Origin of the sequence: Corynebacterium felinum, assembly GCF_030408755.1 — a bacterium.
Classification (GTDB): Bacteria; Actinomycetota; Actinomycetes; order Mycobacteriales; family Mycobacteriaceae; genus Corynebacterium; species Corynebacterium felinum.
This window is the reverse complement of record NZ_CP047209.1, coordinates 368,677-392,332: the sequence shown is the minus strand read 5'-3', so window position 1 is coordinate 392,332 and position 23,656 is coordinate 368,677. Positions and strand designations below refer to the sequence as shown.

Annotated in this window: 23 protein-coding genes; 6 read left to right on the top strand and 17 right to left on the bottom strand. The window is 53.3% G+C overall.

The annotated features are described in order from the left end of the window. A complete protein-coding gene (locus CFELI_RS01755) occupies positions 1-990 on the bottom strand; it encodes an ABC transporter substrate-binding protein (protein ID WP_277105260.1) in 990 nt (329 codons plus the stop codon). Positions 991-1,051: 61 nt separating this feature from the next. Between CFELI_RS01755 and CFELI_RS01750 the strand changes: the two genes are divergently transcribed. After that, the gene (locus CFELI_RS01750; RefSeq protein WP_277105261.1) at positions 1,052-1,192 is read left to right on the top strand and encodes a hypothetical protein; all 141 of its coding nucleotides are present in this window, start codon (positions 1,052-1,054) and stop codon (positions 1,190-1,192) included. A gap of 60 nt (positions 1,193-1,252) precedes the next feature. On the opposite strand, the gene CFELI_RS01745 is transcribed toward CFELI_RS01750, so the two are convergent. The 14 genes from CFELI_RS01745 to rpsJ form a co-directional block, all read right to left on the bottom strand. Further along, positions 1,253-2,236 carry an ABC transporter permease gene (locus CFELI_RS01745; RefSeq protein ID WP_277105262.1) on the bottom strand — a complete coding sequence of 328 codons (984 nt, stop codon included), beginning with the start codon at positions 2,234-2,236 and terminating at the stop codon, positions 1,253-1,255. Further along, entirely contained in the window at positions 2,237-3,808 is a 1,572-nt protein-coding gene (locus CFELI_RS01740; RefSeq protein ID WP_277105263.1) for a sugar ABC transporter ATP-binding protein, read from the bottom strand. Between the two features lie 1,720 nt (positions 3,809-5,528). Beyond that, the gene (locus CFELI_RS01735; protein WP_277105264.1) at positions 5,529-6,566 is read right to left on the bottom strand and encodes a restriction endonuclease; all 1,038 of its coding nucleotides are present in this window, start codon (positions 6,564-6,566) and stop codon (positions 5,529-5,531) included. Positions 6,567-7,140: 574 nt separating this feature from the next. Further along, a complete protein-coding gene (gene rpsQ / locus CFELI_RS01730; protein ID WP_277105265.1) occupies positions 7,141-7,419 on the bottom strand; it encodes a 30S ribosomal protein S17 in 279 nt (92 codons plus the stop codon). 2 nt (positions 7,420-7,421) lie between these two features. Continuing rightward, on the bottom strand, positions 7,422-7,652 hold the full coding sequence (gene rpmC, locus CFELI_RS01725; protein WP_277105266.1) for a 50S ribosomal protein L29: 231 nt from the start codon (positions 7,650-7,652) through the stop codon (positions 7,422-7,424). Continuing rightward, positions 7,652-8,068, bottom strand: a complete 417-nt coding sequence (gene rplP, locus CFELI_RS01720) for a 50S ribosomal protein L16 (protein WP_277105267.1) — start codon at positions 8,066-8,068, stop codon at positions 7,652-7,654. The genes rpmC and rplP overlap by 1 nt, the downstream gene beginning before the upstream one ends. A gap of 4 nt (positions 8,069-8,072) precedes the next feature. Next, a complete protein-coding gene (gene rpsC / locus CFELI_RS01715; RefSeq protein WP_277105268.1) occupies positions 8,073-8,819 on the bottom strand; it encodes a 30S ribosomal protein S3 in 747 nt (248 codons plus the stop codon). 2 nt (positions 8,820-8,821) lie between these two features. After that, positions 8,822-9,178: a 50S ribosomal protein L22 gene (rplV, locus tag CFELI_RS01710; RefSeq protein ID WP_277105269.1), complete on the bottom strand. Its 357-nt coding sequence runs from the start codon at positions 9,176-9,178 to the stop codon at positions 8,822-8,824. Positions 9,179-9,181: 3 nt separating this feature from the next. Then, positions 9,182-9,463 (bottom strand): 30S ribosomal protein S19, encoded by a 282-nt coding sequence (rpsS, locus tag CFELI_RS01705; protein WP_207118735.1) that lies wholly within the window; start codon positions 9,461-9,463, stop codon positions 9,182-9,184. Between the two features lie 16 nt (positions 9,464-9,479). Beyond that, positions 9,480-10,322, bottom strand: coding sequence for a 50S ribosomal protein L2 (rplB, locus tag CFELI_RS01700; protein WP_277105270.1), 843 nt, complete (start codon positions 10,320-10,322; stop codon positions 9,480-9,482). A gap of 25 nt (positions 10,323-10,347) precedes the next feature. After that, positions 10,348-10,650 carry a 50S ribosomal protein L23 gene (rplW, locus tag CFELI_RS01695; protein ID WP_277105271.1) on the bottom strand — a complete coding sequence of 101 codons (303 nt, stop codon included), beginning with the start codon at positions 10,648-10,650 and terminating at the stop codon, positions 10,348-10,350. After that, entirely contained in the window at positions 10,650-11,303 is a 654-nt protein-coding gene (gene rplD, locus CFELI_RS01690; protein ID WP_277105272.1) for a 50S ribosomal protein L4, read from the bottom strand. Before rplD ends, rplW begins: the two co-directional genes overlap by 1 nt. Continuing rightward, on the bottom strand, positions 11,300-11,956 hold the full coding sequence (rplC, locus tag CFELI_RS01685; RefSeq protein WP_277105273.1) for a 50S ribosomal protein L3: 657 nt from the start codon (positions 11,954-11,956) through the stop codon (positions 11,300-11,302). The genes rplD and rplC overlap by 4 nt, the downstream gene beginning before the upstream one ends. A 33-nt stretch (positions 11,957-11,989) precedes the next feature. After that, complete coding sequence (rpsJ, locus tag CFELI_RS01680; protein ID WP_259287562.1) at positions 11,990-12,295, bottom strand: 30S ribosomal protein S10; 306 nt, start codon at positions 12,293-12,295, stop codon at positions 11,990-11,992. A gap of 1,165 nt (positions 12,296-13,460) precedes the next feature. Here rpsJ and CFELI_RS01675 point away from each other — a divergent pair. The 5 genes from CFELI_RS01675 to CFELI_RS01655 all read left to right on the top strand — a co-directional run bounded on the left by CFELI_RS01675 (position 13,461) and on the right by CFELI_RS01655 (position 20,904). Further along, positions 13,461-14,444: an ABC transporter permease gene (locus CFELI_RS01675; protein ID WP_277105274.1), complete on the top strand. Its 984-nt coding sequence runs from the start codon at positions 13,461-13,463 to the stop codon at positions 14,442-14,444. Then, positions 14,445-15,365, top strand: a complete 921-nt coding sequence (locus tag CFELI_RS01670; RefSeq protein ID WP_277105275.1) for an ABC transporter permease — start codon at positions 14,445-14,447, stop codon at positions 15,363-15,365. Continuing rightward, positions 15,362-17,245 (top strand): dipeptide ABC transporter ATP-binding protein, encoded by a 1,884-nt coding sequence (locus CFELI_RS01665; RefSeq protein ID WP_277105276.1) that lies wholly within the window; start codon positions 15,362-15,364, stop codon positions 17,243-17,245. The genes CFELI_RS01670 and CFELI_RS01665 overlap by 4 nt, the downstream gene beginning before the upstream one ends. Before the next feature lie 596 nt (positions 17,246-17,841). After that, a complete protein-coding gene (locus CFELI_RS01660; protein ID WP_277105277.1) occupies positions 17,842-19,557 on the top strand; it encodes an ABC transporter family substrate-binding protein in 1,716 nt (571 codons plus the stop codon). A gap of 111 nt (positions 19,558-19,668) precedes the next feature. Further along, positions 19,669-20,904, top strand: a complete 1,236-nt coding sequence (locus CFELI_RS01655) for an MFS transporter (protein ID WP_277105278.1) — start codon at positions 19,669-19,671, stop codon at positions 20,902-20,904. A 10-nt stretch (positions 20,905-20,914) separates the two neighbouring features. Here the strand turns inward: CFELI_RS01655 and CFELI_RS01650 are convergent, their stop codons facing one another. Continuing rightward, a complete protein-coding gene (locus CFELI_RS01650; RefSeq protein WP_277105279.1) occupies positions 20,915-22,657 on the bottom strand; it encodes a trypsin-like serine protease in 1,743 nt (580 codons plus the stop codon). A 298-nt stretch (positions 22,658-22,955) separates the two neighbouring features. Further along, positions 22,956-23,570, bottom strand: a complete 615-nt coding sequence (locus CFELI_RS01645) for a hypothetical protein (RefSeq protein WP_277105280.1) — start codon at positions 23,568-23,570, stop codon at positions 22,956-22,958. Positions 23,571-23,656: the final 86 nt, after the last annotated feature.

The following is a 23,656-nucleotide window of genomic DNA, read 5'->3' as shown; positions in this document are numbered from 1 at the left end:
TTACTTGTAGAGCATGGTCTGGATGTCGGCGTCGTCAATGTTCTTCTTGTCGTACCAGGCGTAGTTGGTAGCGATGTTCTTCTCTACTTTCTCGCCCTTGCTTGCAGCGTAGGCTGCCTTGACTGCCTGGTAGCCGATGTCGACGGGGTCCTGGGTGACTGCGCCTGCGATGGTGCCGTCCTTGATGAAGTTCATCTGTGCTTCACCGGAGTCGAAGCCAACCACAGTCACGGAGCCCTTCTTGCCGGCCTCGGTTACGCCCAGGCCGATGCCCACTGCGGAGCCTTCGTTGCAGCCGTACATGGCCTTGATGCCGGAGTGCGCCTGAAGCATGGTCTTGGTCAGGTCGGCGGACTTCTGGTGGTCGCCGCCACCGTACTGGATGTCAACGACCTTGAGGTTTGGTGCGTTCTTCTCCAGGTATTCCTTGAAGCCGTCGCGGCGGTCCTTGGCGGTGGTGGAGGTCTGGTCTTGGCAGATGATGCCGACTTCGCCGCTGTCGCCGACGAGCTCGACTACGTTCTTTGCGGCCTCGCCTGCAGCGGCCTTGTTGTCGGTTGCGGCGGTGGCTACTGGGATGTCGGAGTCAACACCGGAGTCGAAGGCGACGACTGGGATGTTGTCTTTTTCTGCGGATTCCAAAAGTGGTACGGCTGCTTGGGAGTCGAGTGCGGCGAAGACGACGGCGACTGGCTTCTTCGACAGTGCGGTCTGCAGCTGCTGGATTTGCTTGTCTACCTGGGTTTCGTTGTCTGGGCCGTCGTAGGTGATGGTGACGCCGAGCTCGTCAGCGGCCTTTTCTGCGCCCTGCTTGACTGCCTGCCAGAACTGGTGCTGGTAGCCCTTGGAGACTACTGCGATGTAGGGCTTGTCGGAGGATGCGCCTGCGTCTGCTGCGCTGGTGGACTCTGCGGCTTTGTCGCCACCGGAGCAGGCGGCCAAAAGTGCGGTGCTTGACAGCAGTGCGGTGAAGATGAGCTTCTTGTTCATGGGTTTTCCTTGTCGTTCTGTGCGGAAAAGCACAAAGGGGTTGTGTGAGTGTCCACGTATCGTGGATTGTCGTGTCGAGCTTTTCGACGCCGTCGATCATCGTCCGTACCCACCGTGCAGCGTGGCTTTTGCCCGCGCGGTTTTATCTTCTGTGATTGTCTACCGCGTGCTAAAAGCCGTGTCGTTGCTGTGGGTTTTTTAGCGGCTAGGTCTATCACGGTGGCGATGAAAATCTTTGATTTTTTGGTTATGGTGCATGGTTTTAAACTTTCTTTTCCCGGCTGCGGCGCAGGTTATCGGCGAACACAGCGATCAGGATGACGATGCCGATGGAAACTTTCTGCCATTCCTGGGGGATGGACATGATCTGCAATCCGTTGGCTAGTACTGCCATGAGCAGTGCACCGATGAAGGTGCCGAAGATGGTGGCGCGTCCACCGGAGAGGGAGGTTCCACCGATGACCACGGCGGCGATGGCTTCGAGCTCGTAGCCCATGCCGGTTGCTGGCTGTGCCGAGTTCAAACGCGCGGAGAGCAGGATGGCTGCAAGGGCGGTGAAGATGCCGGCGAAGGTGTAGATGGCGACCAGCCAGCGGCGGGTGTTCACGCCGGAGATGCGGGTGGCTTCTTCATTGGAGCCGATGGACAGGGCGTAGCGGCCGAGGAGGGTTTTGGACATGACGACTGCGGCGAAGAGAGCGCAGATGATGAATACCAGTGCGGCGTTGGGGAAATCGGAGATGAGTTGGCCTTGGGAGATGCCAGAGAAGCCGTTCACGCCGTTGAGGTAGATCGGGGTGGACTTGGTGATGATCAGCGCTAGGCCTTGGGCGACCATCATCATGGCGAGGGTGGCAATGAAGGGCGGGATTTTGAAAATGGCCACGTTAATGCCGTTGATAAAGCCCATGAATGCGCCGAAGGCAATGGAGAGCAGGATGCCGACGGGCAGTGGGAGTCCGAGCCAGTCACCACTGAGGAATACGCCTGTCATCACTGCGCAGAGGGTCATGCCGGTGCCGACAGACAGGTCGATGCCGGCGGTGGCGATCACGAAGGTGGCACCTAATGCCATGGTTCCGATCACTGCCGACGACAGCAAGATGTTGGTGATGTTGTTCCATTGGAAGAAGTTGTCGGTGGAGAAGGAGAAGAAGAGGAAGATCGCAGCCAGCGCGGCGAGCGCGAGGAGCTGTTGTAGTTGTGCTCCCATGCGGGTTGCCAGCTGTGTGCCGGTCTTTGACATTTAGGCCACCTCCTGGTGATCGTCGTTCGTGGGGTTTGTGTTCGGTTGTGAGTTGTCGCGGAATTTGGTGGCCAGTTCCATGATGGATTCTTGGCTGGCGTCGGCGTTGTCGAGGATTCCGGTCATGCGCCCGTTGCACATCACGGCGATGCGGTCGCAGATGCGCAGCACTTCGGGCAGTTCGGAGGAGATCACGATCAGTGATTTTCCGAGGGCGCAGAGTTCATCGAGCAGGGCATAGATTTCGTCTTTGGCGCCGATGTCGATGCCGCGGGTGGGTTCGTCCACGATGAGGATGTCGCAGTCGCGCACCAACCATTTGCCGATGATCACTTTTTGCTGGTTTCCGCCGGAGAGGTTGCGGATGATCTGGTTGATGCTTGGGGTTTTCACATTCAGGCGTTTGACTTGCGCCTTGGCGTCGTCGGCGATGGCGGATTCTTTGATGAATCCGGCTTGGGAGTATTTGTTGCTCAGGGAGGCGAGTGCGGTATTTGCTTTCACATCCATGTCGAGCAACAGTCCGAATTGTTTGCGGTCTTCGCTTAAGTATCCGATGCCGCGGTTGACGGCGTCGGCAGGCGATTTCAGGTTCGCCTGGGCGCCGTGCACCCAGATCTGACCTGCGGTTTTCGGGTCGGCGCCAACGATAGCGCGGGCGAGTTCGGTACGTCCCGCGCCCATCAGCCCGGCTACACCGAGGATTTCGCCGCGGCGCAGGTCGAAGGTGACATCCTTGACCAGGTCGCGAGTGGAGAGCTTGTCGACGCGCAGCACTACTTCGGCGTCATCGAAGTTCTTGGGTTCGGGGCGGATGTCGGTGACGATTTCACGCCCCACCATCAAGGCGATGACATCGCGGATCGGGGTGTCGTTTGTGACCACGGTGTCAACGTATTTACCGTCGCGCAGCACTGTGATCCGGTCGGTGATTTCGGAAATTTCATCCATGCGGTGGGAGATGTACACCATGCCGGTTTCGGGGGAGACGAAGTTTCTGATCAGCCCCATCAGCGTTTCGATTTCACTGTCGGTCAGTGCCGCGGTGGGCTCGTCCATGACCAAGATCTTGCAGTCGAAGGACAGCGCCTTAGCGATCTCGACCATTTGCTGACGCGCAACGGTCAGGTCGCGGATATACGCTTTAGGGTTCACATCGATGGCAAGCCGGTTCAGCAGTTCGGTTGCTTGACGCACCATGGCGGAGTCGTTAAGCACAAAGCCTTTCTTGGGTTCACGCCCCATGTAAATATTTTGCGCAACCGTCATATCAGGAACAAGGTTGAGCTCCTGGTGAATGATGGAAATTCCCTGCTCTTGGGCGTTACGGGGGCCGGTGACAGTGGCTCGCGCACCGTTGATGAAGATCTCGCCGCCAGGATCAGCGGTGTACACGCCCGTGAGAATCTTCATGAGCGTGGATTTGCCTGCGCCGTTTTCGCCGCACAACCCGAGCACTTCGTTATGACGAAGGTCGAGGTGAACTTCGTCGAGCGCCTTCACCCCGGGGAAGGTTTTTGAAATATTCTCCAAGCGCAACAATTCGGGGCGTGTGGGTACCGGCTGCGTCATGGTGAGCGTCCTTTCTTGATCGGTCGGAAGCGCAGTCAAAGCCCAAGCAGGCTTGCGGCTGTGATTCCTGACAATCCCGTGAGCACCCACATTCAGTAATGCGACTTTGAACACACTGGGGAATTTTTATGGGTTAGCTCACGTTCTATCCTGTGAACAGAATGCATGATAGCGCTAACATTTTTCAAGGGATTGCGAAAAATACCCGCACTCCCCAGTGAAAATCACCCCCGACCAACACCAATCACCCAACCAAAAAATACCCCCTCCCCTGCGCAAACACCACCCCAGGCAGCGGGGAAGAAAATACGCTACATGCTCGAAAAATATGCCTCAATAACCCCTAAGAACCACTTATCCCACACTGATGAAAACGTAAAGAAATTACCCCCTGCCTTTTGCCAACACCCCCTAACACAACATCTACCCCCGCAACCGACACTCCCCACACTCAACTTTAAGCAACACCATTTCACCCACAGGAAGGACAGCGCCACAACCAAAAAACTTCACCGCCAAAACAACCGGCCTACTACGGCCATCACACCCAAAGCACACCACCAGCTAGTCTGACGAAATTCAAAGCGTGCCCCACAGAAATGCGCAGAATCTATTCTTGTCCGGCCACCCCCCTTGCAATAAGCATTTGTATCCACAGCATTCTCAACACCCATCATTAGGCAAGTAGCCAGTAACCAGGACCCAATAGCCCTCACGCCATCATTGAATGTCAAGACACTAGTGGATCTCGATCCACTCGGCCGATCACAAACACAACCCACATACCCCCCTGCTGCCCCAACCTGTGGTTATGAGAGTGTGGTGGATGGAACGTCTAGGCCACGCACGCGGGAGGGAGTGTATTCAGAGTGGTTAGGATCATGATTATCGCACCGATCTTAAACCCCCTCGTGCTTGTATGTTCTGCCACATTGGGTGACCCCTTTACGTTTCGACCACGATCCACCCACGAAAGCACCAGGGCACGGAAGTCAATCAATCGCGCAACATTCACCGCATCCACTCTGTGATCGTTTCCGCATCGGCAGCACTATTCTCGCTAAAAGCATGGGGACTTTGCAGTAGATAAGAGAAGTATTAATTCGACATAGAGCAAGTGCTACCCGTAAAACCGCAGGTCAATTTTTCACCTGTTCGCTGAAAGTCGAATCAGTATTTTTGAATCAATCCCCACACATTCATAGGCACGCTTTTTGGTCGCTGCGCGCAGGGCCTTTCCTGCCTCTTCACGTCGATCATGTCTAAGAGCACTGTCGACTCCCGCACTTTCTTTTCACGCTGCATTCTCCTGAAGAGAAAACCGCAATGTCTTCCATATAATGATCGTATTTTGTTAGAGTTTGACTAATCGTTCAGCCTGCCTGCGGATCATTGTTAATGTTTCGGAGTGTGGGCTGGATCTTTATCTGGAGCAGCCATAAACACGACTTTCTCATCAGTATTTATCGCAAAAATTCCCACTAGCCTTCAGGCAAGCACAGGCACACCTCACACATGCGAAAATACCAACAAGCACACGCATCTACCCATGTAAAATACCCTTTTTTACACCTGTAAAATCTAGCGCAGGCACTCCCATTTATCCCAACGCCCACACAGCTCTTAACACATTCACATATTAGAAACCCTGCACTCCCCCGCTACCACACGGCTGCACACCCGCTCCCTCTTACACCGGTGCGCAGTCGCATGCGCTGCGTCAACTGATATCAGTCTGCAGAATCCATACTTGTTTCAGCGGAAGTTTGTGTTGGATTTCCTCAGGCAGTTTGGCGTAGTTTCGCAAAACATTGGCAATAATGTCATGCTTTTCCCACACTTTCAACCGAAATCCCTGCGCTTCTGCTTCGGCTCGCGCATCTTTAGTTAACTGATCCCATGTCACAAGCAACCCAAAATCTGCATGCCGTGAATTGATCAATCCCATCAGCTGCTGGACCACTGGACGTTCCAGTTTGCCAGTTTTCACCTGCGCTAAAATTCGCGGGGATTCGATACCTAAGATTCCGCGGCCAAGGCGTAAGTCAATTCCCCCATCTTTACCTTTAGGTGCCATATCCACTGTGAATCCATCGGCACGTAGTACTTCAGCAATCAGAAACGCAAGATCATGACCCGCAAACTCCTGCGAAATCTGCTTTTCTACTTGGTCTTTGGCAATTTCTTCGATGTCTGCAAGTGCCTCATCATCACTGTTTGCTGCAGCACCTAGCACTTCTTTTTGTTTCGTATACGCCCTAGCGTTCATGCCTGGATCTTCACCAGTATCCATCAACGCTTTTAGACGTGAAACAGCATCGTTGCGGGTGGGGGAAAATACCGTCTGTAGTGAACCGAGTACATACAAAAGGTCTTGTTTTGCCGCATCTCGAGTGATAAGCCGATGCCATTGCACATGCACAACATGCTGGTAATCAGGCTCGTTAGCTGCTAAGTATTCATAGCCTTGAGTCACCAACCCTAACGCCAGCTCACGAGTGATCTTATTAGGCATAATAACAAGATCGTCTGCTTTAATCTCATGGGAAAGATTCCACAATTGCCCCGCCGATTGGCTTATCTGGTTGGCGCTTAAGTCCGGCTCAAAGCCACGAACAGCTGTAGCAAGCTCTTCTTTCGACGCGAAAACCGACACATCTGTGCGCACAGCACCCCAACCCCCAGCAGAAAATCCATTGTCCCATGCCCACTGAAAGCGCTCCGAGTTCCGACCTGCACGAATCACCCATGCCCGCATGCGAATTCTCCATTCATTAAAAGTCCGTAAAGAGTACTTTAACAACACCAGTACCCAAGCCACCCCCTTGTTCAGCCCCAACCAAAAAACAACACCCAGTCTTTGATCGCGGCGTAATCATAGTAGAAGCAAAGCATCTACTATTTCTCCGCATTGTCAGAATCCCTAATGAATTACCCGCCACGACTAACACAAAACGAGAAATCTGATACCTGAGCAACACCACACTTGAACACCTTTGTGTAGGCAAAATTTTACATTCTCACTCCACCTCCCCTACCTGCATAAACAGGCTCTACCATCCCATCTGCCAAGCCTAAACCATCCAATCTGCCAAGCCTGAACCAGCCCATTTGTCACGAAAATACTCCACGAGAAGCATCACGAAAGTACACCTACAGCAGGCAACGCGAGTACACGTCGCAATACACTGGTGCCGCGTGCTCACATGCCATGTACCCGCCAAGACGTCAATGGTGCAGCGACGCTGCGGTAGGGCGTCGACAAGCAAAAAACCGCCCCCACACACGCACAGTGCTGGGGGCGGGAAAACAGGGGCGAACCCTCGTTTTATTTACTTAGCCTTCTCGACGATCTCGACGAGACGGAAGTGCTTGTCCTTAGACAATGGGCGAGTCTCCTCGATCTTGACCAAGTCGCCGATACCGGCGATCTCGTTCTCGTCGTGAGCCTTCACCTTGGAGTTGGTACGGATGGTCTTACCGTACAGGCCGTGCTGCTTGCGGTCCTCAAGCTCAACCACGATGGTCTTCTGCATCTTGTCAGAAACCACGTAGCCGGTGCGGACCTTACGAGCACCCTTAACCTTCTTGTTCACGTTTGCCTCACTCATAATTAAGCCTCAGCTCCCGGAACAACAGACAGGCCCAGCTCACGCTCGCGAATAACGGTGTAGATGCGGGCAATGTCGTGCTTGACCGTGCGCAGGCGACGGTTGTTGGTCAGCTGACCGGTAGCGGCCTGGAAGCGCAGGTTAAACAGCTCTTCCTTAGCCTCAGCTAGGCGGGTAGCAAGCTCCTCGGCGTTCAGCTCGCGAAGCTCGTGTGCGGGGGTACCGTTAGCCATTAGAACTGGTCCTCCTTCTTAACAATACGAACCTTGCAAGGAAGCTTCTGGCCTGCGCGACGCAGAGCCTCAAGAGCCATTTCCTCGTTCGGGTAGCTCATCTCGAAGAGGATGCGACCCGGCTTAACGTTTGCAATCCACTTCTCAACAGGGCCCTTACCGGAACCCATACGAACCCCCAGAGGCTTCTGGGTCAGTGGACGGTCTGGGAAGATGTTGATCCAAACCTTACCACCACGCTTGACGTGGCGGTTGATAGCAATACGTGCAGACTCGATCTGACGGTTGGTGATGTAAGCAGGCTCCAGAGCCTGGATAGCGTAATCACCAAAATTGATGCGGTTACCGCCCTTAGAAACACCATCACGGTGAGGACGGTGCTGACGGCGGAACTTCACGCGCTTAGGGATAAGCATAGGTTTAGCCCTCCTGCTTCTGCTCAGCGCGGTTACGACGCTGGCCACCACGACGCGGACGTGCGTTGCGGTCACCGCGGCCACGGCGCTCTGCTGGTGCGTTAATTTCGCTCTCGCGACGGCCACCAACAACGTCACCCTTGTAGATCCACACCTTCACGCCAATGCGGCCGAAAGTGGTGTGAGCTTCATAGGTGCCGTAATCGATCTCGGCGCGAAGAGTGTGCAGCGGAACGCGACCCTCATGGTAGCGCTCGGTGCGAGACATCTCGGCACCGCCGAGACGACCAGAACACACAACCTTGATGCCCTTGACGTGAGGCTGACGCATAGCGCCCTGAATAGCCTTACGCATCGCGCGGCGGAATGCCACACGGTTGGTCAGCTGCTCAGCAACAGACTGAGCAACCAACTGAGCGTTGGAGTCGATGTTCTTAACCTCAAGGATGTTGAGAGCAACCTGCTTGCCGGTGAGCTTCTCCAGCTCACGACGCAAACGGTCAGCCTCAGAGCCGCGACGGCCGATCACAATACCCGGACGGGCAGTGTGGATATCGACGCGAACGCGGTCGCGGGTACGCTCGATAACAATATCGGCGATACCAGCACGGTCGAGGGTCTTGGTGAGGAACTCGCGGATCTTAATATCCTCAGCGAGGTACTCAGCGTAGTTCTTATCGGCGAACCAGTGGGACTTCCAATCGGAAGTGATGCCCAATCGGAGGCCGTGTGGGTGAATCTTCTGTCCCACTGTTATGCACCTGCCTTCTGGCTCTCAACAACCACGGTGATGTGGCTGGTGCGCTTACGGATCTGGAATGCGCGACCCTGAGCGCGCGGCTGGAAACGACGCATCGTTGGGCCCTCGTCAGCAAAAGCCTCAGAGATAACCAAAGAGCGGCGATCAAGACCGAAGTTGTTCTCAGCGTTAGCAGCTGCGGACAACACGACCTTGGCAACTGGCTCAGAAGCAGCCTGTGGAGCGTACTTCAAAATAGCCAATGCTTCCTCAACGGACTTACCGCGAACCAAGTCGATTACACGGCGTGCCTTCATAGGGGTAACGCGGACGAAACGGGCAGTCGCGCGTGCGGAAGTGATTTCGCTCATCGCTTATCGACGTCCCTTCTTCTTATCGTCCTTGATGTGACCCTTGAAGGTCTTGGTAGGTGCAAATTCACCCAACTTGTGGCCAACCATAGAGTCGTCCACGAACACTGGTACGTGCTTACGACCGTCGTGGACGGCGAAGGTGTGACCAATGAAGTCAGGAAGAATGGTGGAGCGGCGGGACCAGGTCTTAATTACCTGCTTGGTACCCTTCTCATTCTGAGCATCAACCTTTGCGAGGAGGTGCTCATCGACGAACGGGCCCTTCTTAAGGCTACGTGGCATCTTTCGTTACCTCCTCTTAGCGCTTCTTGCTGTTCTTCGTGCGGCGACGCTGCACGATCATGTTGTTGCTGTAACGGTTAGGGTTGCGGGTGCGACCTTCCTTCTTGCCCCATGGGGACACTGGGTGACGACCACCCGAGGTCTTACCTTCACCACCACCGTGTGGGTGATCGACCGGGTTCATAACGACACCACGGACGGTTGGGCGAACGCCCTTCCAGCGCATACGGCCAGCCTTACCCCAACGAATGTTGATCTGGTCAGCGTTGCCGACCTCACCAACAGTCGCGCGGCAGCGGATGTCCACACGGCGGATTTCAGAGGATGGCATACGCAAAACTGCGTAGTTGCCAGCCTTACCCAGCAGCTGAATGGAAGCACCAGCGGAACGAGCAAGCTTAGCGCCAGCGCCAGGCTTGAGCTCAACACAGTGAATCACGGTACCAGCTGGGATGTTGCGCAGAGGCAGGTTGTTACCAACCTTGATGTCGGCAGTAGCGCCGGACTCAAGCATCTGGCCCTGCTTCAGGCCCTTAGGAGCGATGATGTAACGCTTCTCGCCGTCCACGTAGTGGAGCAGCGCGATGTTAGCGGTACGGTTTGGGTCGTACTCGATGTGAGCGACCTTCGCTGGGATACCGTCTTTGTCGTTACGACGGAAGTCGATCAGACGGTACTGGCGCTTGTGACCGCCGCCCTTGTGGCGAACGGTGATGTGGCCGTGAACGTTACGGCCACCCTTCTTTGGAAGTGGGCGAACCAGGGACTTTTCCGGGGTCGAGCGAGTGATCTCCTCGAACATGGAAACGGAGCTCTGGCGGCGACCCGGGGTTGTCGGCTTGTACTTACGAATAGCCATAGTTATTCCTTACCTCGACCTTTCCTTACGCCTGAGCGCCGAAAATGTCGATAGCGTCGCTGCCCTCACGAAGCGTCACGTAGGCGCGCTTGGTTGCCTTGCGGGTACCGAAACCGGAGCGAGTGCGCTTGCGCTTGCCCTCACGGTTAAGAGTATTCACGGAGGCGACCTTCACACCGAAGATCTGCTCGACGGCGATCTTGATTTCAGTCTTGTTAGCGGTCTTGGCAACGAAGAACACGTAGGTGTTCTCCTCCATCAAGCCATAAGACTTCTCAGAGACAACCGGGGCGAGGATGATGTCGCGCGGATTGGCAATCTTAGCCATTAGTTCTCCTCCTTAGCCGCACCGGTAGCGCGGGTGATGAAGGTGTCAAGAGCCTCAACAGAGAACACGATGTCATCAGACTTCAAAACATCGTAGGTGTTCAGCTGGTCGGCGAACAGAATGTGAACGCCTGGCAGGTTGCGAGCGCTCTTCTGAGCAGTGATGTCCTCACGGCCAACAACCAGCAACACGTTGCGACGGTCGGTCAAGCGCTCGATGAACGCACGTGCGGACTTGGTCTTAGGAGTCTGACCAGGAACGAGCTCAGAAACAACGTGGATACGTGCGTTACGAGCGCGATCGGAAAGTGCACCGTAGAGTGCAGCCTTGATCATCTTCTTAGGGGTACGCTGAGAGTAATCGCGTGGCTTAGGGCCGTGCGCGATGCCACCACCAGCGAAGTGAGGAGCACGGATCGAGCCCTGACGAGCACGGCCGGTACCCTTCTGGCGGAATGGCTTGCGGCCACCGCCGGAGACCTCACCACGGGTCTTGGTGGAGTGGGTGCCCTGACGCTTAGCTGCAAGCTGAGCGTTGACAACCTGGTGCATGAGAGCAATGGATGCTTCGCGATCGAAGATCTCTGCTGGCAACTCAACGGTGCCGTTAGTGGTGCCCTCAGCGGTGTGGACGTCCAACTTCAGATTTGTCATGCGTGTGCACCGCCCTTCACTGCGGTCTTAACGGTAACGATGCCGCCACGGTTGCCCGGGATCGCACCCTTGATCAGGATGAGGTTAGCATCGGCGTCAATCTTCTGAACCTTGAGGTTCTGGGTGGTGACGCGGTCGGAACCCATGCGGCCAGCCATACGCTTGCCCTTGAAGATACGACCTGGGGTAGCGCAAGCACCAATACCACCAACACGGCGGTGAGCTGCCTGGTTACCGTGGGACGCACCCTGGCCGGCGAAGCCGTGGCGCTTCATACCACCAGCGTAGCCCTTACCCTTGGAGGTACCGGTAACGTCAACGAAGGTAACACCTTCGAAGATCGCTGCGGTAACTTCCTGGCCGAGCTCGTAGCCGGAAACATCATCCATACGGATTTCAGCTACGTGGCGACGAGGGGTGACGCCTGCTTTGTTGAAGTGACCGGTGCCTGGCTTGTTAACCTTGCGTGGGTCGATGTCGCCGTAGGCGATCTGGATGGCGTTGTAGCCATCGGTTTCTTCGGTGCGAATCTGGGTCACAACGCATGGACCAGCTTCAACGACGGTAACCGGAACAACGCGGTTATCCTCGTCGAAGATCTGAGTCATGCCGAGCTTGGTGCCCAGAATGCCCTTGATCTCGTTTTCACTCATTATTTATTCTCCGGATGCCAAGAATTTCGTCGATTACGCAATATTCACGTCGACGCTGGCCGGAAGGTCGATACGCATGAGAGCGTCAACCGTCTTCGGCGTCGGGTCGAGGATGTCGATCAGGCGCTTGTGAGTGCGCATCTCGAAGTGCTCGCGAGAATCCTTGTACTTATGTGGAGAACGAATAACGGCGTATACGTTCTTTTCGGTTGGCAATGGCACTGGGCCGACAACACGTGCACCCGTACGGGTAACAGTCTCAACAATCTTGCGCGCAGACGCGTCGATTGCCTCGTGGTCGTAGGCCTTCAGCCGAATGCGGATCTTTTGTCCCGCCACGCTTATCCTCTTCCTCGCTTGTCCCACATCCTAAGGATTGGTGGGAATCGCTTCATCTATCTCTATAACGTTGTCCAGGAAGTTTCTTTGGTTACCTGGGCACAACGCCAGTTTCACTTGACTTTTGTCTTTAGACTTCGCCGGGAAACGCGCTCAGGCTACAAAGCTCACAACTTCGCCGCGGTTTCCAAGCACACTGGGGTACAAGACCCAATATTTTCAGTGTCAAGGTGGAAGGGAACTCATCAAACTCGCGATAAGCGCGCTCTCAAAAGATCTCCAACGTATACTGCCGCTGTTTATTTGCCATGCAACCTATTTCACTTTCCTGGCCCTCAAGATGAACTGGGCATTATGCTCAATTCCCCTTGAAGAAACCTCCTAGATGTTTAAACCTTCCCACCACGACCGTTGACCCAATGCATGGATCCGTTTCTGGTAGAGAATGTTTGAAACACCTTAAGTGAAGGTGTCATGTTTACTTCACCACCACCGCAGCAGATAGCATGCGATCGTGTTAAAGCAACCTGATTATTAAAGCATGAATAAACTAAGCGCGCAAGCTGCAAACCCCCGCCACTTTTGGTGAGTTTGCTCACTTTTTCACCACGCGCAGAAGTTCCCACCCCTGGGAACCACACAGCAACGACAAACCCTCCAAGACACAACTTTCTTCCTATGTTAACCTTCACTCTTTCTGTGAATAATTAAGAAACTAACCCCAAATGCACTTCGCACACCTTAGCGAAAAGCATTCACAACAGTGGCAATAAGGTTGGTTTTTCCATATTTTTTCACTTCCACCAAGGTCGTGGCCCGATTCTTAGGTTTTAGCACAAAAGGATAGAGGATTTTTTCCTTATATATTCACCGGTTTAGAATTGTGATCTAGCTCGCAACATTGCTTGAGGCGACGTCTTGCACACGATTGTTAAACGAAGCTTCTTGGAATGTAAATTAAAAACAAACTTTTGCGAATCTCTCGTGTCATCTCATGCGTTGGTTGTGCGCATGAGCTCAGATTTTCCCAACTGATTGTTCCTGCCTTCATGGTTTGCACTCTTATCGAACCCCCTTGAGCTTGAGGGGAAGATTGCACGCATTTTTGAGGGCAGATAATTACATACACCCATGTATCGACCCCATTCATGGAGACCCTCAACTCATGTTCAAATACCTGATTAGGAAAGCGTTGAGCTGGACACTCATCGTCTTCCTGGCGACGAACCTGACTTACTTTTTGGCGTCATGGTTCCTCGACCCACGGTCCAATTACCAAGGCCAACGTCCACCGTTGAGTCACGAGCAAATCACTAGGTTGCTCGAACCTTATAATCTCAATCCTGAAGTTCCAGTTATTGAGCGTTGGTGGTACTGGCTTACTAATGTTCTTTTGCACTGGGATTGGGGTCGCTCCCCTACTGGCGGCAGTGTTAATGATCAGGTAAGTTTCCGCATCTTGGTATCTGCGCAGCTGCTGTTACTTGCAACTGTCTTAACCATTATTATTGGCGTGGCCATTGGTGTGTACACCGCGAGCCGCCAGTATCAGCGCGGCGATCGCATTTGGCAGGCTATTTCGATTATTACGATGAATGTTCACATCGTTGTTGCATCGATTGCTGTTGTCGCGGTGGCTTTGAAGATTAATACCTGGGCTGGCACTCGCGTGTTCTATGTCACCGGCGCTGCCAATCCTGATGTGACTGGGTTTTTCCCTCAGTTAATCGATTATGCGCAGCATTTGGTTCTTCCTACTGTCTCACTGATTATCGTCGGTTACGCTGGCTACCATTTAACTCAGCGCACACTTTTGTTGGATAATCTCAACGCTGATTATGTTCGTACGGCTCGCGCGAAGGGTCTCACTCGCAGTCAAGCTATTCGACGCCATGCTCTGCGCACCTCCATCATTCCTGTTGCTACGTCGGTGGCGTTTTCCATTCCGGGCATCTTTACTGGTGCGGTTATGACGGAAAAGATCTTTGCGTGGAACGGTATGGGTGTCTATTTCCTCGATACTATTTCCAAAAATGACGTCCACGGTGTGGTGGCTGTTGCAGCTTTCGGCGCTGCTATGACTGCGGTGTCGGCTATGCTCGCCGATATTTTCATCGTTATTCTCGACCCACGAGTGAGGGTGAGCTAAATGTCTAAGAATTCTTCGCACAGCGCTGTTGAGGTTGCAGATGTTGCTGAAGTTAAGGTTGTCAAAGGCACATCGCGGTTAAAGCTATACACTCGACGATTTTTCCGGAATCGTAGTGCGGCGGTTGGTTTTGTTATTTTCTGGATTCTGATCGCTTTTGCCATTATTGGCCCTCAGATTGCCAAGTGGCCGTATTATGAGCCAGACTTTTTGAGTTTGTCTTCTGCTCCGAATAGTGAGCACTGGTTTGGCACCACCGATGGTGGTAACGATCTTTTTGCCCAGGTAGCCCATGGCCTTGGTCGTTCGTTGACTATTGCGGTGATCGTGTCTTTCCTGACTACTCTTATCTCCGCCTTCATTGGTGCCGCTGCGGCTTTGTACGGTGGCACTATTGAGAAATTTGTGCTCACCATCATTCACTTCCTGATGGCTGTTCCAACGTTTTTGATCATCGCCCTTTTGGTCTCCGATTCTGGCGGTGACTGGAAGCTTTTGATCGTTGTGTTGATCGCTTTTGGTTGGATGGGTTCAGCCCGTGTGCTGTGGTCATTGTCGTTGTCTGTTCGTGAAAACGATTTCGTGCGTGCTGCCCGCTACATGGGTGTGAGCAATGTTCGTATCATTTTCCGCCATATTCTTCCCAACATTGGCTCGTTGCTTGTTTTGCAGCTTGTTCTCGGTACGGTGAGCACGGTTGTGAGTGAAACTGGCCTGTCCTTCTTGGGCTTGGGTGTGAAGCTTCCGGATGTTTCCTTGGGTACGTTGCTTTCTGGTGGTACTTCTACCCTGATTACTGCACCGTGGCAGTTCTATTTCCCTGCCGGCACTTTGGTTTTACTTACTGTTTCTTTGGCGCTGATTGCCGATGGCATGCGCGACGCGATTGATCCTAATTCTCATTCAGGAGGAAAAGCATGAGCCAACTTTCGGTTTCTCAGAATGAACCTGTTTTGTCGGTGCGGGATCTGACTGTTAATTTCCCTTCTGAGGCTGGTTCTGTTTCCGCGGTTCGTGGCGTTTCTTTTGATCTTTTGCCTGGGCGCACTTTAGGTATCGTGGGTGAATCTGGCTCCGGTAAATCGGTAACCAGTATGGCCATTATGGGTTTGCTTCCGGTTTATGCCAATATTTCCGGTTCTGTTCTTTTCCAGGGTGAGCAGCTGATCGGTAAGACCGATAGCCAGATGTCGAAAATTCGCGGAAAAGGTATTGGAATGATTTTCCAAGATCCGCTCTCCGCATTGACGCCGGTGTTCGATATTGGTTCGCAGCTTGTTGAGGCAATTTTGGCGCACCAAAAGGTGAGCAAAGCTCAAGCCTTAAAGCAGGCGATCGAGCTTTTAGATCTGGTTGGTATCCCTGAGCCTCATCTGCGGATTAAGTCTTTCCCTCACGAGTTTTCTGGCGGTATGCGCCAGCGCGTTGTTATTGCCATTGCGATTGCGAATAATCCGCGTGTTCTGATTGCCGACGAACCTACTACCGCACTCGATGTGACTATTCAGGCGCAGATCCTCGATGTGATCAAACTGGCTCAACGTGAGACTGGTGCTGCCTGCATCATGATTACGCACGATATGGGTGTTGTGGCTCAAACCGCCGATGATGTGTTAGTGATGTATGCCGGTCGCCCTGTGGAAAAGGGCGATGTGTTTGATGTGTTTGCGCAGCCACGTATGCCGTATACCATCGGGCTTTTGGGTTCTACTCCGCGCCCTGATGTTCCCAAAACTGAACCTTTGACCCCTATTGTTGGCAATCCTCCAATTCTGGTGAATTTGAAGGATGAGTGCCAGTTTGCACCTCGATGCCCAGTGGCTCTGGATGACTGTCGTTCACAGGAGCCTGTGTTGCTTAAAATCGGCTCTACTGAGAAGCCTCATGAGTCTGCGTGTCTGCGCGCGGACGAAATTTCAGACAGCATGATCAATGGTGAGAAGCTTTTTAAGCCTCCGGCGTTGAGCGAAAGTATGCTGGCTGATGTTCCGCGTGAGGAGCGCAAAATCACCCTTGAGGTCAAGGATCTGCATAAGGAGTTTCCGCTGACGAAGGGCGCTTTGTTTAAGCGCAAGATTGGTACTGTCAAGGCGGTCAATGGGCTTTCTTTCGATATTCGCGAAGGCGAATGTATGTCCATTGTGGGTGAATCCGGTTGCGGTAAAACCACAACCTTGTTGGAAATCATGGATCTGAATCCGCAAAACGGTCTTTTGAAGCTCAATGGCAAAAATGCCGCTGAGATGAGCTCTAAGGAGCGTAGGGAGGCGCGTAAAGATGTTCAGATTGTTTTCCAGGACCCTATGAGTTCCTTGAATCCGCGTTTGACTGTGCGTGAGGTAATTGCTGAGCCGCTGCATTCGCTGGGCTATGAAGGTGACGTGGATGCGCGTGTGGCGGAATTGATGAGTTTGGTTGGTTTGGATTCCAGTCAAATCGATCGCTTCCCTGGGCATTTTTCTGGTGGTCAGCGTCAGCGTATTGGTCTTGCGCGCGCATTGGCTACTAATCCGAGTGTTATTGTGCTCGATGAGCCTGTGTCTGCGCTTGACGTGTCTATTCAGGCTGGTGTGATTAACCTCCTTGAGGATCTGAAGTTAAAGCTTGGTTTGTCTTTCCTTTTTGTTGCCCACGATTTGTCAGTGGTTCGCCATCTGTCTGATCGTGTCGCTGTGATGTATAAGGGTGAGTTTGTTGAGGAAGGCGATGTGGATGAGGTCTTTGATAACCCTCAGCACGAGTACACCAAGAAGTTGCTCAATGCTATTCCAATTCCAGATCCTACGGTTGCGCGCCGCTAATTAGCACCCTCTGCATTTGATCCTCGCCGCTTACTCCCAGTGGCGAGGATTTTTCTTTTGCCATTGATTCAGCCATAAAGCATGCATCATTCCTCCCCAAAAAAACATTGGATAATACTTAGAACATCCAAAGCTTTTAGACAGTATTGTCAATATTTCCCTGAGGACACTCCTCCCAATTGCTCCTGTCATTCCCGTGCATATCGTCGCGCTTATGCGTCGAGACTTCACCAGTTTATGCCGCGTTCTAAATGAAAGAAGGCGAGCAGATAAGCTACGTGATCTATTTAATATTTACCCCCAATTACCCCCTCCAGTTCGACCGAATTCTGGATCGCTTTACAGAAAACAATGGTCAGAATTAGTTTCATCCCCTCCCTTGGTTGCTCAGGTGCATAGCTAAGTTTTCACAGTGTGCGCCACACTAATATTATAAAAGCGACGGAGAGCACAGTATCTCGGACTAAGTTGATCGAATCCGCTTCTTAGTGGTGCATTAGGTAACTTCTCTGAGCGAAAGCTGCAGTGCTTGAAGTTAAAGTTCAAGGGCCTCTTTGTGCGCCACTCATGGCACCCGCAACGTAAAGGACATATCCATGAAAAAGAATATCCGCGTAGCCATTATGGCTTCGTTGTCGGCAGCTGCTTTAACGCTTAGCGCATGCAGCAACGTTGAAAACAATACAAGCAAGTCTTCCAACGATTCCTCTTCTTCCTCTTCGAACACCGAGCATGTGTTGAACCCTAACGGTGATTACAACAAGCTCGACCGTGATCAGATTCAAGATGGCGGCGAGCTCCGCTTGGCCATCAGTGAAATTCCTGAACAGTTGAATGACTCTCACGGTAACGCTTCCGGATATGCACGTGACATTCAAAGCTGGCAGACGCCTCAGTTCTTCTCCATGGAGGGCGACGGTACTCTTGTTCCGAACCCCGCCTACGTTCTTGATGTCAAGGATGAGGTGAAGGACGGCAAGACTGTTGTTACCTACACAATGAACCCTGATGCAAAGTTCAATGACGGTACACCGATTGACGTGAAGGCATTTGTTAACAGCTGGCAGATGCTCAACGGCACGGATAAGAGCATCGTTGCCTCCTCGACCGATGGCTATGAGCAAGTTGTTTCTGTTGAGCCAGGTAAGGACGATTTCCAGATTGTTGTCACCTTCGAAACCGAATACCCATGGTGGAAGGGTATCTTCACCAGCGTGATGCACCCTGCGGTCAATACTCCAGAGGTATTCAACGAAGCTTTCATCAACAACCCACGCCCTGAGTGGGGGGCTGGCCCTTATGTGATTGATAAGTTCGATCCTCAGGGCGGCATCGTCACCTACAAGCGCAACGAGAATTGGTGGGGCGACACAGGTAAGCTCGACAAGATTACCTACCGCCAAATGGAGTCTCAGGCTGAAATCAATGCATTCCAAGCTGGCGAGATTGACCTGACTGGTGCTGGCAACAAGGACAACTTGGCCAAGGTAAAGGGCATGGGCGATAAGGCTTCCATCCGCAAGACCCTGCAGCCTGCCAACTCCCTGCTTGTTTTGAACTCTCAAGCACCACTGTTGGGTGATGTCAAGGTTCGCGAAGCGATTGTCAACGGTATCGATCGTTCTCAGATCGCCGCTATCCGCTTCAACGGTCTGGATTACACCGAAACTGCGCCTGGTTCGCTGTTCCTCTACTCCAACCAAGAAGGCTACGAGGATAACTTCAGCACTGCCGCCAAGTTCGATCCAGAAAACGCCAAGAAGATTCTGGATGAAGCCGGCTGGAAGGAAGGCGCTGACGGCATCCGTGAGAAGGACGGTGAAAAGCTGTCCATCCGCTATATCTTGATTGGCGATAGCGCAATCTCGAAGGCATTTGCTGCCGCATTGCAGAAGATGATGAAGGATATCGGGGTCGACCTCAAGGTTGAAGAACGCCCAGTGGCTGATTTCTCCAAGGTTACTTCTGCTAAGGACTTCGATCTGTTCTTCATGGCCTTTGGCTCGAACTCACCTTGGGGTGCTGCCTACTTCGGCCAGACCTACAAGTCTGATTCCACTTTGAATCTGTCTGGTACTACTACCGAAGAGATGGATAAGAAGATCGCCGCGATGCAGAAGCTGCCAACTGAGGCTGAGCAGATCAAGGAAGGCAACAAGCTTGAGAAGGAAGCTTTTGCTACCTTCGGTTTGATCCCGATGTACAACGGCCCACAGATCATTGCCACCACCCCAGGCTTGGCAAACCTTGGTGCAAACTACTTTGCAAAGCCTTTGACTCAGGATATCGGCTGGGCTAAAGACTCCAAGTAGTTTTTAATCCGCAGGTCTTTTCACGGACTTGCTCCCTTGAAAGGGGAGTCTATCGCGACGGTGATAGACCCCCCTTTTTTGATGTTTGTAGGGTTAGGGTGAACATCTTTTATGCGTGCATTTTTATTTTCCAACTCACTTGATGCGCTTGCTGGTTCCATTGCGGCTTTCACGTTGTCGCTCTATTTGGTGTCGGCTTCTGCGATTAGTCCGGTGGAATTGGCTATTTTGAATGCTGCGCCGGTCTCGGTCGTTGTGCTTCTTTCCACTGCCTGTGCGCAGTTTGTTGATCGTGTGGGGGCACGTCGGCTACTTCCTGGTGTGCTTGTGGTGAAAACCGCTCTACTGCTGTGTCTGGTTCTTCTTGTTGCAGCGGGACTGATGGGGCCGTGGGCTGCGATTGTGATTAGTACTGTGCTTGCTTTAGCGGGTATTGGTTCGGATCAATGTCAGCTCTCGTTGTCGCGTGATTTCCCCGATAATCAGCTGTCTACTCTAGTCTCGCGGCTGAGCGCGGCGGATAAGATGGCAAGCATTGTAGCCCCGAGTATGGTGGGTTTTCTGGTGCTGCATGCGCGTACGGAATTTGCTTTCGGTCTTGCGTTCGCTTTGAGTGCTGCTAGTGTGTTCGCCTTTTATCACTTCCGCCGCACAAGCCCCGTTTCTGCTACGTGTGAGGATTCCACCCCGGAGCCAAGTTTTTGGGCTGGGTTTCAGGTGATTCGCAGGGATCGGGTGTTGGCTGCAACGATTGGTCTAGCCTGTGCGGGCAATTTTGGGTTGGCCTTGGGCGATGTGGTGATGCCGTTTTTGCTGCTGCAGGATCTTGGGCTTCACGCCCACCACTATGGGATGCTGGCTTCGGCGGGCGGTGCGGCTGCGTTGGCTGCGGCGTTTGTTGCACCCCGCATTATCGACCACTGGGATACTCGTCGGATTGTGGTGGTTACGTCAGTCGTGGCGTTTTTATTAAGTACGCTTCCTGTGTGCGCCTGGTTTTTCGGCTATCTTGCCCCTGCTATCGTGATGGATATTGGGTGGGCGATGGTGATGACAGTGCAAAATATTGCGGTGAGCACGTTTATTTCTACCCGAGTGGCTAAGGATGTGATTGCCCGCGTGTTTGCCGCTTATGGCACGATCGGCATGGGCTTGGTTCCGGTTTTCGTTCTTCTTGGGGGCGGTTTGGCGCAGGCAAGCAGCATTGGCGTACCGCTTGCCTTGTGGCCGGTCTTGACCGCGATCTCCTTGCTTATTTTCCTGCCACCGCTTGTGCGTACAGCTGACGGGGGTGGCGGCGTCGATACGCATAAAAAAGCCCCCACCGTAGCGGATGGTGAGGGCTAAAGCACGCAGGTTAGCGCCCGAAATGCGCCATATTGCTGCGCCAGGTGTTAAGCAACCAGCCGATAATTCCGCCGCTAAACAGTGCGGCGACAATCCCGATCACGGTGACCCACCACGCCGGGGTGGAGGAACCAGCTGAGCCTGGGTTAGGCTGTTCAGGCTGCTGCTTGTCCGCTTTCGCCGCCGCCAGCTCCGCTTTGAGCTGTGCAATCTGCTTTTCCAGCTCAGTATTTTTCGCCTCCGCAGCCTGATTAAGCTGCTCCAAGCGCTTAGTCAGCTCACGTTCAGCTGCAAGGTCGCGCTGCGCAGCGTTTTTCGCTTCCTCCATTTCCCGCGCGAGGTTACGTGCCTCACGCAGCGCGTTTTCGGCCTCCTCGATGCGGCGCTGGGCGGCAGCTTCTGCTTGCTGCGCGCGCTGCTGCGCCTGGGCAGCCTGCGCTTGTGCTTCCGCCTTCGCAGTTTCTGCTTCCGCACGTGCCCGCACCGCTTCTTGCTGTTGCAGCAGAGCTGCGGCTGCTTTTTGCTCAGCCTTTTCTGCCTTATCGACGGCGGCATCACGCTGCGCTTCCGCCTCACGCTGCTGCGCTTCCGCAGCTTGGGCGCGACGATCCGCGGCATCAGCGTTGTGGATCGCGTCCTGCTTTTCTTTTTCAGCCTGCGCTAGGATCTGCTGTGCTTGATCTGGATTCGCATTCGCCAGCGCTAATTCGCGTTCTGCTTTTTCAGCACGCGCAATCGCTTGCGTTTTCTCCTCTACCGCTTCAGCCAACTGACGTTGCGCCTCCACATTTTGCACTGTCAGTTCATCAACCCGCGCCTGTGCAGTCGCCGCCTGTGCTTCCGCCTGCGTCTTGGCAGCCTCAGCCTCACGCTGGGCTTCCTCAGCTTCTTGCAGTGCACCAAGAGATTCAAGAAGTGTGCGTTGCGCCCTTAGGGATGTTTCTTTCGCAGTCTTGAGATCCTTTTTATACATTTCACGCTCAATCTCCGCGAGTTGCTGCGCTGCTGCAAGACGCGCATTAAATTTAGCCACCACCGACTCTTCAATTTCCGGCATAAAGCGCGTTGTACGGTTGTCTGGCTTGGAGTTTACTGTTTGTACGATCCAGTCATAAACCTCAGGCACAGAACTATAATTGGTCGCGTTCGAGCCACCTACAGAAGATGTAATGCCGGCAACTTGTCCATTGAAGAAAACAGGGCCACCGGAATCGCCAGTACGGTTTTTCGCACCATCTTCATTCTCAGTGACAAACATTTTTCCCTGGTTGTACCCAGAAGTAGTGTAGGTACCCTTAAAGCGCTGATAAGAAAACTTCAGTACCGCGGAGGTACCAATACCCCAGCCGTAATTAGTTCCACGATCCCCAGCTTGAGGCAAGGTTTTGGAAATTTCCGCATAATTCGGCAGACCAAGATCCTGCGGGATGTAAATCAACGAAATGTCACCGGAAGGGGCATCGGAATGCCACTGCCCGCGTAAAGGCAAATCGTACTTATAATTGACACCGGTTTGTAGATGCACCTCACCATTGCCGTTTTTGCAGTGCAAAGCAGTCAGTACCCAGTGCGGATCAATCGCCACACCGGTGCATAGGCCACCGCCATGAATCATGCGGATAACAAGGTTAGCTTCCAGCTCATTAGCCGAAACCTCGCGGCCGCCTTCAAGAGCTGTGGCCGAGGGAGCAACAAGCGCTGCGCTCGCACCGAGGCAAGCGGCTGTAAGTGCCAGCACGATACGTTTATACACGTTGAATTAAACCTTCTTTTCGTTTCTAAGGCTGCACGCCTGAGAGTGCAGGAAAAGTCACAAAGACTCAAAAGGGGGACAGATGGTGGCGTGGTGAGAGACATGGAAACCCAGGCATCACCAAATCCCTAACGAAAATTAAGTTTAACATCAGAGTTTCTACATTGTAAACATATCAACTCTTAAGACCGATATTACTTAGTTGCGTCACGACGCACCCCCTCCCACACCCTACAACACGCACACACTTACCCCTGCAACAACCCCGAAACGATAGGACTACCTGTGCGATCCAACGCTAAGAGTTCTCAATGGGCACGAAATACGAAACTACCCCCTGATCAGCAGGCCACGGCTGCGAACAAACAATAGTCAATTCCTGGCCAATCACCGGCATATCCACAGCGACCACCGCACCACAATGGTGAACCTCAACCTCACGCCGCTTCTTAACAAACACCCGCGCCTTCCGGCCAATCACGGCACACGCCCCAGACTCAAAAGCAACAAAAAACGGACGCGACTTCCCCCACCCAGCATCCAAAGGCACAATACGCTCCACCACACCTAACCGATGCACCCCATCCACCACCAGCTGCGTACCCAACTCCCCTACCACAGTTCCCTCATGGCGAAACCAGGTGACCTGCGATTGACCCAACACCACTACAGCCCGCGTATCGACGACCACCCGCCGCGCCCCGCCGTCGACAAGCACCACACAGGGCAACGCCTCAACCCGCGCTGGGCGCTGCAACGACAAAAAATGCAGCAAAGCCGCCGCATCAGCATCCGAAGTATCCCAACGCAACCCATTATCGAGCAATAGCGTGCACAAACCATGCACACTCATATCCGGGTGCGCGCGCCACACATCACCGAGCAAACGTAGAACATCATCACGATCCGACACCAGCAAACAACCACCTTCCCTACAACAATGGAGAAAGCCGCCCCACCCAAAAAGGGAGGAGCGGCAATCTTTAGGCGCACCTAGCG